This window comes from Armatimonas sp. (assembly GCF_031410135.1).
Classification (GTDB): domain Bacteria; phylum Armatimonadota; class Armatimonadia; order Armatimonadales; family Armatimonadaceae; genus Armatimonas.
Genome location: NZ_JANNYP010000913.1, coordinates 1 through 12,261 on the forward strand (window position 1 = coordinate 1; position 12,261 = coordinate 12,261).

At 59.2% G+C, this 12,261-nt stretch carries 15 protein-coding genes; 6 read left to right on the forward strand and 9 right to left on the reverse strand.

Annotated elements, in window-relative coordinates:
* Window positions 1–1,023: prolyl oligopeptidase family serine peptidase (locus RMO15_RS32450; protein WP_309723252.1), on the forward strand; the 1,023-nt coding region annotated here is incomplete at its 5' end.
* On the opposite strand, the gene RMO15_RS32455 is transcribed toward RMO15_RS32450, so the two are convergent.
* Together RMO15_RS32455 and RMO15_RS32460 are read right to left on the reverse strand one after the other, a co-directional pair.
* Entirely contained in the window at window positions 914–1,882 is a 969-nt protein-coding gene (locus RMO15_RS32455; protein ID WP_309723254.1) for a molybdopterin-dependent oxidoreductase, read from the reverse strand. The genes RMO15_RS32450 and RMO15_RS32455 overlap by 110 nt on opposite strands.
* Before the next feature lie 18 nt (window positions 1,883–1,900).
* The gene (locus tag RMO15_RS32460) at window positions 1,901–2,929 is read right to left on the reverse strand and encodes a hypothetical protein (protein ID WP_309723255.1); all 1,029 of its coding nucleotides are present in this window, start codon (window positions 2,927–2,929) and stop codon (window positions 1,901–1,903) included.
* Window positions 2,930–2,983: 54 nt separating this feature from the next.
* Between RMO15_RS32460 and RMO15_RS32465 the strand changes: the two genes are divergently transcribed.
* The 5 genes from RMO15_RS32465 (at window position 2,984) to RMO15_RS32485 (ending at window position 6,139) form a co-directional block, all read left to right on the forward strand.
* Complete coding sequence (locus RMO15_RS32465; protein WP_309723258.1) at window positions 2,984–3,199, forward strand: DUF4926 domain-containing protein; 216 nt, start codon at window positions 2,984–2,986, stop codon at window positions 3,197–3,199.
* Between the two features lie 7 nt (window positions 3,200–3,206).
* The gene (locus RMO15_RS32470; protein WP_309723261.1) at window positions 3,207–3,791 is read left to right on the forward strand and encodes a hypothetical protein; all 585 of its coding nucleotides are present in this window, start codon (window positions 3,207–3,209) and stop codon (window positions 3,789–3,791) included.
* A 108-nt stretch (window positions 3,792–3,899) separates the two neighbouring features.
* Window positions 3,900–4,916, forward strand: a complete 1,017-nt coding sequence (locus RMO15_RS32475; protein WP_309723263.1) for an aspartate-semialdehyde dehydrogenase — start codon at window positions 3,900–3,902, stop codon at window positions 4,914–4,916.
* Window positions 4,917–4,925: 9 nt separating this feature from the next.
* Entirely contained in the window at window positions 4,926–5,813 is an 888-nt protein-coding gene (gene dapA / locus RMO15_RS32480; protein WP_309723266.1) for a 4-hydroxy-tetrahydrodipicolinate synthase, read from the forward strand.
* Window positions 5,810–6,139 (forward strand): type II secretion system F family protein, encoded by a 330-nt coding sequence (locus tag RMO15_RS32485; RefSeq protein ID WP_309723271.1) that lies wholly within the window; start codon window positions 5,810–5,812, stop codon window positions 6,137–6,139. Before dapA ends, RMO15_RS32485 begins: the two co-directional genes overlap by 4 nt.
* A 3-nt stretch (window positions 6,140–6,142) precedes the next feature.
* Here RMO15_RS32485 and RMO15_RS32490 read toward each other — a convergent pair whose 3' ends face one another.
* The 7 genes from RMO15_RS32490 to RMO15_RS32520 are packed head-to-tail and all read right to left on the reverse strand — an operon-like array spanning window position 6,143 to window position 12,256.
* Complete coding sequence (locus RMO15_RS32490) at window positions 6,143–6,904, reverse strand: sulfite exporter TauE/SafE family protein (RefSeq protein ID WP_309723285.1); 762 nt, start codon at window positions 6,902–6,904, stop codon at window positions 6,143–6,145.
* Between the two features lie 3 nt (window positions 6,905–6,907).
* On the reverse strand, window positions 6,908–7,768 hold the full coding sequence (uppP, locus tag RMO15_RS32495; protein ID WP_309723288.1) for an undecaprenyl-diphosphatase UppP: 861 nt from the start codon (window positions 7,766–7,768) through the stop codon (window positions 6,908–6,910).
* 9 nt (window positions 7,769–7,777) lie between these two features.
* Window positions 7,778–9,037, reverse strand: a complete 1,260-nt coding sequence (locus RMO15_RS32500) for an AI-2E family transporter (RefSeq protein ID WP_309723291.1) — start codon at window positions 9,035–9,037, stop codon at window positions 7,778–7,780.
* Complete coding sequence (wecB, locus tag RMO15_RS32505; protein WP_309723293.1) at window positions 9,034–10,158, reverse strand: non-hydrolyzing UDP-N-acetylglucosamine 2-epimerase; 1,125 nt, start codon at window positions 10,156–10,158, stop codon at window positions 9,034–9,036. Before wecB ends, RMO15_RS32500 begins: the two co-directional genes overlap by 4 nt.
* Complete coding sequence (locus RMO15_RS32510; RefSeq protein WP_309723297.1) at window positions 10,155–10,754, reverse strand: GNAT family N-acetyltransferase; 600 nt, start codon at window positions 10,752–10,754, stop codon at window positions 10,155–10,157. The genes wecB and RMO15_RS32510 overlap by 4 nt, the downstream gene beginning before the upstream one ends.
* A gap of 11 nt (window positions 10,755–10,765) precedes the next feature.
* Window positions 10,766–11,836: an MraY family glycosyltransferase gene (locus tag RMO15_RS32515; RefSeq protein ID WP_309723300.1), complete on the reverse strand. Its 1,071-nt coding sequence runs from the start codon at window positions 11,834–11,836 to the stop codon at window positions 10,766–10,768.
* Window positions 11,837–12,256 carry a cytidine/deoxycytidylate deaminase family protein gene (locus tag RMO15_RS32520; protein WP_369016189.1) on the reverse strand — a complete coding sequence of 140 codons (420 nt, stop codon included), beginning with the start codon at window positions 12,254–12,256 and terminating at the stop codon, window positions 11,837–11,839.
* Window positions 12,257–12,261 lie beyond the last annotated feature (5 nt).

The following is a 12,261-nucleotide window of genomic DNA, read 5'->3' on the forward strand; positions in this document are numbered from 1 at the left end:
CGGCTTCGCCGCCGGGGAAACCCACAACGACCAACGAAGACTAACTCACTCGATGGACCAAATCAGGGGTACAGGCCAGGAGGGCTTCTTCTCACTGTGAGCGCTCAAGCGCAAGATTTACAGAGCGCGCTTCAAGACCGAACCTTCACCGATACATCAGGGCTGAACTTGCCGTATCGGCTTTTTGTCCCGGCGAACTACGACCCCAATGAAAAGTATCCTCTCGTGCTCTATCTCCACGGGAGCGGGGAGCGTGGAACGGATAATCGGCTACCTCTTGACATCGGGCAGTTTGCTCAGACGTTTTATTCTCCTGAGGTGCAGACTGCCTATCCGAGCTTCTTCCTGGTGCCCCAATGCCCTCTGGAAGTGACAGGCGGTGATCCGCGTGGAGAGTTCTGGGTCAATAACTTTGAGACCTATCCCGATGGAACACCACATCCCGGCTTTTCGTGGACTTCGTACAGCACTGCGGACTACCCTGTCTCGGCGAGCTTGAGTGCTGTTACTAATCTCATTCCCACACTCTTAAACGAGTTCTCGATTGATTCGTCGCGCCTCTACGCTACGGGGTGGTCTATGGGGGGGGATGGTACCTGGGATCTTCTGGCGCGCAACCCGGGGCTCTTTGCTGCCGGAGCCCCGATTGCGGGTGTGGGAGATCCGACGCATGCGGCTCAGCTTGCTAGTACCCCACTCTGGGTTTTCCAGGGAGCCGAGGATACGGCTCTCTATCCCGATGCGGCACGCACGATAGTTTCCGCGATACAGGCTGAGGGCGGCAATATCCGCTACACGGAGTATGCGGACGGGGGGCACTATATCGTGGCGGAGGAGGGGCGCGTCTATCAGGAACCTGGTTTTATGGACTGGCTTTTTGCACAAAAGCTCTCCAATAAGGAAGCCAACCCACCTACCCCGACGCAAGATCTGCCTGAGCCTGGAACACTTGTCCTGCTCGTACTGGGGCTTGGGGGAGGCTACCTGGTGAAAACGTCGTGCCAAAGAGCGAAGCGCCGGTAAGATCCGCGTCGGTGAGCGTTGCGCCCTCGAAAGCGGCTCCCTCTAAATCGCCGTCGGTGAAGATAGCGCGGGTACAGTTGGCGTTTTCGAGGTGCGCGTTGGAGAGATTGGCACGGGTAAAGTCGGCGTCGGTGAGGTTCGCACCCTCAAAGTGCGCATCGCGGAGCCGGGCACCAAAGGCGTTCAGTCCCGTTAGATCGCGACCGCGCAAGTCCACGCCGCGCAAATCCAGCCCCGAGAAGTTACGACTCGCAAGGGCACGCTCCAGCACCTTAGGGTTGGTATTTGCAGCGATGTAGCGCTCCTCGCGCCACGGATCGGCGGTGTTGTGGTAGCCGATCTCGCCCTCCCAGTAGCCGAGGCGATCTTCCGAGAGCAGCTCAATGCGCTCCAGCCACTTGACCGACTTGTAGAAATACCGCCCTGGCGTGACGATTCGCACCGGCCCGCCGTGAATCTCGTCGAGCGGCGCACCATCGGCGGTGAAGGCAATCAAACAGCCCAGCTCCAGCGCCTCGGAGAGCACCAGTGACGTGCTATGCTCCCGATCCGAGCGGGCGATAAACGAGATGAATTTTGCGTCGTGCAGCGGGCCGCCACAGAGCGCGAGCAGGTCAGCGAGCAGAATTCCCGTAAACGTCACGCCCAGCTTGCTCCAGCGCGTGACGCAGTGAATGTCGTGGGGCTGTGTCACCTGCGGCAGGTTGAAAAGCTCGTCCAAACCAAACACCCGCCGCTCGGTCACCAACCCGTGCACCGTCACCGTCCACGGCGACGAATCCCCTTCACGCGGCGCTTTCTCCCCGACCACGGGCCACTTCCCCGGCGCGGCGAGTCTTTGATTAGGCGGCAAGTTCATGGCAGGATTGTACCTGCTTCAGAACCGCGCCAGCGGCTTCACTCCGCTCTGCGTCTCCGAGAGCGTTTTGATTTCTTGCCACAGATCGTAGGCAAGCAAGGGCTCCCGTGCCCAGAAGCTCGCGTGGTACTCGCCCGCCCCACCGCCCCAGTCCCAGGTGTAGGCCCAGCCCGCCACCTCACCTAGGCGCACTAACTCCTGTAGGTCGCTGTGGTTAACATACTCCCGCTCCCCTTCAGGGTGCTTGAGAGGAGGCTCACTCCGGTCGATAATCTGCCGCAGAATTGCTTTGGGGTTTGCCAAGCCAGAGAGGATGTAGCCGTAGATAGGATCGTCGTCCTGTCCGGTTCCGCAGAGTGTATGAAATGCCGCCCGAGATTTACAAGAGACAAGGAGGGCGTAGTTTGTCCGTCCGTAGCAATCTGTCCATGTTTTCCTGCCCTGTTCCTGGCACCAGCGCAGCCCTTCGATTTTCTGTTCCTCTGAAGGATCGGCTAGCCAATGCAGAAGTACGTACGGCGAGTTTTGCTCAATCTCGCTCCGCCGCCATGCCCACTCACCCTCAACCCCACGGTCAAAGAAGATTGCGCCTTTGAGCTGTTCTTCCAGATTCGTCAGGTTGTCATATCGAGCCAGAACGAGGTGGTCGAGTGTCTTGCGCTTCTTCCACGCTCGGGTCTGCTCCTGCGCGGCGCAGTGGGCCGCAAGCGCATCTGCGAGGGCTGCGTCCTCCGTGACAAAGGTGGTGATGTGTTCGCTGTAGCTGAAGTTCCAGGCGCAGAGTGCCCAGGTGAAGCGCTCGGCGAGAAGCTGTGCTTTCTGGATCAGTGCCTCCCGGTAGAGCGTCCCACTGGGAAACTCGACCGTGACCTCGGGTTGCTCGCCCCGTCGTGCCCCGTGGAGCGCACGGAGGCTTCCGGTGGTTGTTGGGACGCTCTTCAAATCCTGCACCGAGGAGGCGGGCTGACCCTCCGCCGCGATAAAAGCTGTGAGTGCGGCTTCGAGGAACTCACGGTGAAACCTGGGACTGAAGTGGATCAGATGCATGGTGGGAGAACTATACCGCCTTTGGGACAGGCGCGGTATTATGCGGGAACTGCGATGGATACACTCAAACTTTTCGATGTGGTTGCACTTCTAAAAGACCGACCGGAAGAGGGGCTTGTGCGTGGGCAGGTCGGGGCCATTGTGGACGAATATGCGCCTAGCATCTTCGATGTGGAGTTTTCTGACACACAGGGGAAAACCTACGCAATGGCAATTGTTCCTGCCGCTGAGCTAATGCGGCTTTGTCATCAGCTCTCACAGGTGGCATAGGTGGTTTATGGATAAAGATACTATTGAGCTCGTTTTGGCAGCGGCAGAGAGCTATGTGGCCACGCTGGATGACGATGAAATGGGCTATGAAGACTTTGAGGCCGAAACTCAGCTCATAGATGCGTTTGGGATTCAGGAAATAGGTGATGATGCTCATCGCTGTGCCACATGGCTCTGTGTGCTTGCCTCGCAGAAAGTGCTCTATGGATGGGCGGCTCTGGAGTGCGAGAGCGATCTTCCTAGCCAAACTATTGAGGCGGTCTCCAAGTGGGTTCAGGAAGGAATCCAACCTAGGGACTGGCAACTTCTCACCACTCCTGCCCAAGCCCGACGGAAAGGGCGAGTGATTATGGACTGTGATACTTGCCGTGCAGAGCCTATCGCGAGTGCTGCTGCTCAGACCGCACGATTTGCAAGGACTGCCGCGTCCAAAGATGCGGCTGAGGTTCTTTGTGATGTTTTTTCTGCAATAAGTGAAGGAGTGTATTGGTCTGAGCGAGACCCGATGGATTTTCAAAAGTGGGTTGGGACGGTTGCCATCCCTGCGGCTCTTGAACTTCGTCGCCTCTCCGAAGCCGAGCTGTATTCGTAGGCGACGAAGGATGTTTTGCGCGTCCTCGGGACGCTCTTTTTTCAGAGACGGGGATTTCAATCCCCGGCCCCTCGCCCGACGTTTTGGGGCGCGGTATCATGGGATGCAATGAAGCAATACCATGTGGCTCTGGCGGGCGCGACGGGCGCGGTCGGGGCGGAGTTTTTGAAGTTACTGGAGGAGCGGGACTTTCCGCTCGCCTCCCTGACCTTGCTGGCGTCGGCGCGCTCGGTGGGCAAGACGATTACGTTTAAGGGCGAGGAGCTTCCCGTCACCGAGCTGACCGAGGACTCGTTTCAGGGCTGCGATATCGCGTTCTTCTCGGCGGGCGGCGGGCGCTCGAAACAGTACGCGCAGGCGGCGGTGAAAGCGGGAGCCGTGGTGATTGATAACTCATCGGCGTTTCGTATGGACCCCGAGGTGCCCCTGATCGTCCCCGAGGTCAACCCTGACGATGTCCTGGCGCACAAAGGCATTATCGCCAACCCGAACTGTTCGACCATTATCCTGCTGATGGTGCTGACTCCTCTGCATCAGAAATGGCCCGTGAAGCGCGTGGTGGTCAGCACGTATCAAGCTGCCTCGGGCGCGGGCGCGGCGGCGATGCGCGAGCTGGAGATTCAGGCGGGCGAGCTGCTGGCCGGGAAGCCTCCGACGAAAGAGATCTTCCCGCACCAGGTGGCGTTTAACTTGTTCTCGCACAACACGGCGATCAACGAGACAGGCTACAACGAAGAGGAGCTCAAGATGGTCAAGGAGACCCGCAAGATTCTGCATGCGCCTGAGCTTGCCATCACTGCGACGTGTGTTCGGGTTCCCGTGCTCCGCGCGCACAGTGAGAGCGTCAATATCGAGTTCGTGGGAGAGCGGCCCACAGTGGACGAAGCACGTGCTGCCATTGCCGCGTTTCCCGGCGTGATCCTGGTAGATGACCGCGAGAACAACACCTTCCCGATGCCCGTTGACGCCACGGGCCGCGATGAGTGCCTCGTGGGAAGAATCCGTGAGGATCTCTCTCACCCCAAGGCACTCGATCTTTTTGTGGCCGGCGACCAGATTCTCAAGGGCGCGGCCCTCAACGGCTACCAGATTGCGGAACTTTTAATCCAGCGAGGAGTGATTTAGATGCGTGGAATGCAGCCCCGATGGGGGTATATCGTGACGGCGATGGTGACGCCGTTTGATCAGAACAATGCAGTGGACTTTGCGGAGGCCGTGGCGCTGGCGAAGTGGCTGCTGGCCAATGGCTCGGACGCACTGGTGATCAATGGCACCACGGGCGAGTCTCCAACCACCTCGCCCAAAGAGAAAGCGGCGCTGGTGAAGGTGATTGTCGAGGCGATTGGCGCGGAGAAAGTGATCGCGGGTGTCGGAGGGAATAATACCGCCGAGGTGATCGAGGCCGCGCATGATGCCAAGGCCGCCGGTGCAGGGGCACTCTTGGCCGTGGTGCCCTACTACAACAAGCCCAGCCAGGAGGGCTTGTACCAGCACTTCAAGACTGTTGCTAGCGCCACCGACCTGCCCGTGATGCTCTACAATGTCCCCGCACGCACCATCACCAACCTGGAGCCCGCCACCGTGGTGCGCCTCGCGGCGGACTGCCCGACCATTGTGGCTATTAAAGAGGCGTCGGCGAACTTACAGCAAGTGGGGGAGATCCTGCGCCAGACCCCCGAGAGCTTCGATGTCTACTCCGGCGACGACGGCACGATCCTGTCGCTGCTGGCGCTGGGCGGCTGTGGCCTAGTCAGCGTGATCTCCCATGTGATTGGCCCGGAGCTTCAGGCCGTGCACCAGGCGTGGTTTGCCGGAAAACAAGCCGAGGCCGCTGAGATTTTCTTGCGCACACTGCCTGTCGCAAAGACCATGTTCTCGGTGCCCTCACCCGCTCCGACAAAGCAGGCGCTACGGGCACTCGGCAAGAACGTCGGTCCCGTGCGCCTGCCGTTGGTGGACTGCAATGCTCAAGAGTCCGAGGCGATCTTGGGTGTCTTGCGTGGACATGGCTTGCTGGTATGACCGAGCTTGCCCTGCGGGAGTGGTGCCGTCGCTTGGTCGCCTCGTTGCGATCCCGCGAGGGCGAGCCACTCTCGCTCGTGGGGCACTTGAAGCGGGCAACAGGCGAGGTAGAGGATCAGGAGCTTCGAGAGGCGTTGGAGCGGGCGGTTGCGATGGTAGAAGACGGTTACATGATGTCCGTCGCCTTTGCCCAGAACCCTGCGGTCTTTTCGGAGCACTTTGTTACCACCGTGCGCTACGGGGAGATCTACGCTGAGGTAGATGTCACTCTGGAGCGCTATGCCAACCGTCCTGAGGATCGGGCAATTAAGTGCGCCTACCGCTGAGTCCTACTTCATTCGAGCGGCAAGCAAGGCCCCGACGAGCATCCAGAGGCTTCCAATAGCAGTGAGCGTGAGTGCGAGCTGCTCGAAGCGTTTCTGGGGGATGCGCTCGGCCAAGGGCTTGCCGACGATGCCCCCTAAGATCGCGGCGGGGAAGAGCAGGATGGCAAAGCGCAGGCTGTCGAGGTCAATGATCTTGCTCTGGAAGAAAGCAAATGGGATCTTGATCCAGTTAATAAAAAAGAAGAAGACGGCGGCGGTGCCCAGAAACGCCTCTTTGGGCAGGCGCATGGCCAAAAGATAGAGCGTCGTGACCGGCCCGGCGGCGTTGGCGATCATGGTGGTAAAGCCCGCCGCCAGCCCGACCAGTGGTGCGGCCCAGACAGGCACCTCGGGGGGAGCTTTTTGCTGGCCGCGCCAGATGCTCAGCAAGCAGATCACAAAGAGCACGCCGCCCAGCACCGGCTTGAGCAGTTTATCGTCCACTCTCCCTAAAAACTGCGCCCCCAGCGCGATCCCCGCGACGGTCCAAGGGAGCAGCCGCAGGACTTGCTTGAGATCACCGTTCTTGCGGTGCACTGCCACCGCGAGCAAGTCCGCACAGATCAGCACCAGAAGCGCGGCTCCCACGGAGAACTTGGTGGGCAGTAGCAGGGTGAAGATCACGACGCTGACAATCCCCAGCCCTGGCACACCGGTCTTGGAGACTCCGACAGAGAACGCACCGAGGGCCAGCAGCGCCCACTGCCAGAGGGCCAGCTGGGGCATGGGCTAGATCTTGCCCATGCCGTGCATTGCTAAAACCACCACGCCCAGTACCACGCGCCAGATCACAAAGACCAGGGTGGAGTTCTTTGTTAAGTACTTCAGCATCCAGGCAATGGAGGCGTACCCGACAAAAAAGGCGACGACGGTCGCCACTAGGGTCTCAGTGGTGGTGAAGTGTAGCGTGCCCGGCAGCGGTGCTTCTTGTGGCTTGAGGAGATCCTTGATCTCAAAGAGCCCGGAGAGCAGCACGGCGGGCAGCGAAAGTAGGAACGAGAACTCCAGCGCGGCTTCTCGGTCGAGTTTGGAGAGAAACGCCCCGATCAGCGTGGAGCCCGAGCGCGACGAGCCAGGCACTGCGGCAAAGGCCTGCATCAGCCCGACCAGCACACCGTCTTTCCAGGTGATGTCCGTGAGTGGGCGGTTGCGCAGCTTCTCTGTCCCACGCTCCACCAGATAGAGCGCGAGGCCCATCAGAATCAGCATGATCGCCACGGGAGTCGGCTCTCGAAGTGTCGTCTCAATGTACTTCTTGAGTGCAAGCGCCACTACGGCTAGGGGGATAGTTCCCACAATCACCGCCAATAAGAGCTGTACTTCCCACGATGTTGTTCGCTCCTCACCAGGCGCGGGCGGGGCTTTCTGGAGCGCCTTCCAAATTCCCGTGAGGGTCTGCCAGATGCGCTTGCGGAAGTAGACAAAGACGGCCAAGAGCGTCCCGAGCTGGATCACAGCGGTGAAGGCAACGCCCGCATCGCCCCAGCCCAGCATGCGGGGAATGAGATCCAGGTGCGCCGACGATGAGACGGGCAGAAACTCAGTGAGGCCCTGGATGATGCCTAGGACAATGGCTTTTAATAATTCCAAAGGTGAAACTTAGTCTTTCTGTTTTTCCAGCGCACGGGTGAGGCGGGAAGCAGTGTGCGAGCGCGGGCGCTTGGGGTGGATGTAGAGGTGCATCAGGAAGGTGCGTACCAGAGCGGTTACGGGAGCGGCCAGGAACATGCCGAGGAGGCCGAAGAACTCGCCGCCGATGAGGAGCGCGATAATCACGATAATTGGGTGCAAGTTCAGCCCTTTTCCTAGAATGATCGGGGTGAGGAGCTTGCTCTCCAGCAGGTGCATCAGGGTAAAGAGGGGCAGGACAATCCAGAGGAGCGTGTAGTTTCCCTGGCGGCTGCACTCTAAAAAGACAATCAGGCCCACGGGAATCCCACCGAGGAGCGGCCCAATAACCGGGATGGCGCGGGTGACTGCGGCGATGAGCGCCAGCACCAGAGCATAGGGAATGTGCGCAACGCCTAGCATCGTCCCCACGAAGATTCCAGCAATGCTGGCCAGTAAGAGCTGCGCGATGAGATAGGAGCGCATGATCCCGGCGCTCTCACGGAGTAGCGCTAAGGTAATGCGACGCTTGCTCTGTGGGACGAAGCGCACCAGCTCATTGCGAAGCGCATGGCCCTCCACGAGAAAGTAAAACGCCAGCACGGGCAGCAGAATCAGCTCGACAATACCATTGAGAAGCCCGCCAAGCTTTCCGAGAAAGCCGAGCATCATGCTGCCCGCACTTGCCATCGCGGGATTTGACTTTTCTTCCTGAGGTAGGGCTGTCGGGGAGGTAGTGGGCTCGGTGATGGGGGAGAGCTCGGGGTCGTCTAACAGGTCCTCTTGACGAGGGGCGAGGGCGTTATCTATCCAGTCCGGCACTTGTTTATGGAGCCACTCGGGCTGTGAGGCGTACCAGCGCTTGGTATCTTCTAGCTTTTTGGTCAGCTCTGGCTGGTACTTGGTGGGCCAGTTGTTCTGAAGATTGCGCAGCTCCGCCTGGATGGGGTGTAGGAAAAGCGTGACCGCCCCTGCCGTCATCCCGACGATAGCCACCAGGATAAGTGCGGCAGCTAGGGCACGGCGGCCATGTGGCTTGAGGAACTTGAGCCAGGGCTGGCGGTAGAGCGTCTCTACAGGGCCACTGGCGGCACACGCGAGGATTCCTGCCATGATCAGAGTGACGACAATGGTGTGACTACGGTAGATCACGTAGCCCAGGATCGCCAGAGCCCCTAGGCGCAGGAGGCGCTTGCCGAGGGAGGAAAATCCTGCATCAAACCAAGCTTGTGCCTTTTCTTTTTCATTCATAGCCGATAGGCCTCAAATATCCATTCCCGGATACGCCGGGATGCGTCACCGTCGCCGTAGGGGCTTGCTGCCTTGGACATCGCCACGTAGGCTGCCTCGTTGGAAAGCAGGTCGCTTGCGGTATTAAAGACGATATTTTCATCGGTGCCCACCAGCTTTGCATTTCCCGAGTGGACGCCCTCAGGACGCTCCGTGGTCAGGCGCAGAATCAGCACGGGCTTGCCGAGGCCTGGCGCTTCTTCCTGGGCTCCTCCCGAGTCGGTGAGCAGGAAGTGGCTTGCCTTCATCACGTGCACAAAGGGGAAGTAGTCCAGTGGCTCGGTGAGCAAGATGCGCTCATGGTTCTCCAATAACGGTATGACTACCTCACGCACTAAAGGGTTGCGGTGCATGGGAAAAACCACACGGACATCGGGGAACTCTTCGACCAATCGTCGAATCGCGCGACAGGCACTGGCCATGCGCTCGCCCCAGTTCTCTCTGCGATGCGCCGTAACCAAGATCAGCCGCCCGGGCCGTGCCACAAACGCGGCGAGTGACGGGTCTTCAAATTCGTAGTTAAGCTGTGAGACAGTACGAAGTGCATCCACGACCGTGTTGCCCGTCACACGAATGGTCTCATCAGCGACACCCTCACGCAGGAGGTTCTCTCTTGAGAGCTCCGTGGGCGCGTAGTGGAAGTTGGTAAGCCTTGTGGTTAACCGCCGGTTCATCTCCTCGGGAAACGGGTCGAACTTATCATCGGTGCGCAGGCCCGCCTCGACATGGCCAAAGTCCGCTTGTGCATAGAACGCAGCGAGACTCGCGGCAAATGTGGTGGTCGTGTCACCCTGCGCGATCACCAGCTGGGGCTTTTCCTTTTCCAGCACCGGCTCCAGAGCCATCAGGGCGCGGCTCGTCAGCTCCGAGAGCGACTGCCCGGGCTTCATCAGGCCCAGATCATAGTCTGGCTTGAGGTCGAAAACTTGGAGCACCTGATCCAGCATCTCCCGGTGCTGACCGGTGGAGATCGCGACGGTTCGGATTTGCTCCGGGAAACGAAGTAACTCTTTGACCACAGGGGCCATCTTCACGGCATCGGGGCGCGTCCCGAAGATACAGGCAACCGTCAGCTTACTCAATGAACTAATTTCTCCCAGTTTTCACGTGTCTGCTCGTAGCGGATATAGAGGCGGTTGTTCTCTTTGACCATGCGCCACTCACTGCCTTGCTCTTGCAGACCGATTTTTTCTAGCACGCGCCGCGAGCCGATATTCTCATGATCGGCAAAAGCGACCAGCTTCCTGCACTTGAAGGTCGCAAAGGCATAGTCTCGACTAAGTGCTGCCGCCTCGGTCATAAGCCCCTGCCCCCAGTACTCCCGCCCGAGAATATAACCCAGCTCGACGTGTTTGTCCCGCGACAAAAGCTGCATCAAGTCCGTGGAGCCGATCACGGTATTTGTCTCGCGCAAGATCACCGAAAAGGCCAGCGACTCACCGCCTTTTCGCCGTGCCTGCTGCTGCTCCAGAAAGGCGTCGACACCCCTAATCTCTGTGGCGGGCTTCCAGGGGAGAAAGTGCACCACCTCTGGATCGCCCACAAAGACCAGCATATCCTCCGCATCACCCAGCGCCACCGGGCGCAGTAGAACACGCTCGCCCACCAGCTCGATTGCCACGAGCGGGGGACTTATCTTGGCTCGCCAGAACGTGAGCTTTGAGAGCAGTGCCTGCATAGATCCTCATTTTACGGCTTCCTGCCCAACCAGACCAGCACCAAGGCAATGAAACATGTCAGCGCTGTCAGGCCGTAGATTGTCCAGACCGCCTGCTTGACCGTCAGGCCGCGCTCCGTAAGCCGGTGGTGGATATGGGTATTGTCCGCTTCTGTGGGTTTTTTTCCCTGAGCCACTCGTCGTCCAATCACATAAAAGGCATCAAGCAGTGGGACACCCAGCACGATCAGAGGCAGCAAGACCGCTGCTGCCACAGGAACCTTGAACGCTCCGACAACCGCCAACATGGAGAGCATGAACCCCAGAAAATACGAGCCCACTGTGCCCATAAAGATTGAGGCTGGGTTGTAGTTGTGGCGCAAGAAACCGATTGCCGCGCCAAACGTGGCGGCTGCCAGCAGTGCTACCGTTGGCTCCGGGTTTCGTGAGAAGGCAGCCATGATTCCCATCGTCATCGCCGCAATCGCGCTCACTCCTGCCGCAAGCCCATCAAGCCCATCCAGAAAGTCAAAAAACTTGGTGGCGAAGAAAACCCAGAGCATTGTCAGTGGTACCGAAAACCAGCCCAGCGAGAGATACGGCCCCACATGGATAAGGCTAGGAAGAGGGTTGGTTACTCCCTCGATGCGTGCCCCAAAGAGTGCCGCAACAAAGCCCGCGAAACAAAGCCCAAGTGTCTGGAGCTTTGGCGAGAGTCCCAGGCTCTTACCCTCGACATCTTTAGCCCCGATGGTTGTTAAATCATCCAGCGCCCCAATGAAAGAGACGATCAGAGCACCTAGCAGGATGCCGAGGATGGGGTGGGTGGGGATACCAAAGAGTGGCTGGACATGGGGCCGGGTATCGCTCACGATGGGGCTGGGGAGGTTGCCAAAGAGACGCAGTCCTACAAAGGCGGCAAAGAACCCCACGACCATCGCGATTCCCCCCCAGGACGCGGTGACCTCGCTGTGGACATCGCGCACACGAGGAATCTTGATTGCTTTTGCCCGGAAGGCAAGTTTCTTAACGCTGGGGGTAAGTAGGATGGTAACAGCACTCGCGAGGAGCGCTGCATATCCCATCGGGCCTAGAAGATTCATCTATTGCAATAATACCGTGTCCCAGTCGCTGGCGTTACGACGCGGGGGCTCTGGCAGGCAAACAATTTCTACCCCTGCGGCTTCAAGCACCTCGTGTGCCCAGCCCTCCGGCGACTCGCCAAAGAAGACAACTCTGACAATGCCCGATCCGACGATCATTCGGGCACAGACATGGCACGGGCGGCACGTGGTGTAGATTGTCGCGCCTTTGGTATGCACGCCATGCAGTGCCGCCTGCGCAATCGCGTTCTGCTCGGCGTGCAGTGTCCGAATGCAGCGCCCATCTTCCAGCAAGCACCCGACTTCTGTGCAGTGTTTTTGTCCGGGCGGCGAGCCGTTATAGCCGGTCGTGAGAATCCGCTTGTCCCGCACGATCACCGCCCCGACATGGCGGCGCTCGCATGTGGAGCGTGTCGCCACCTCAC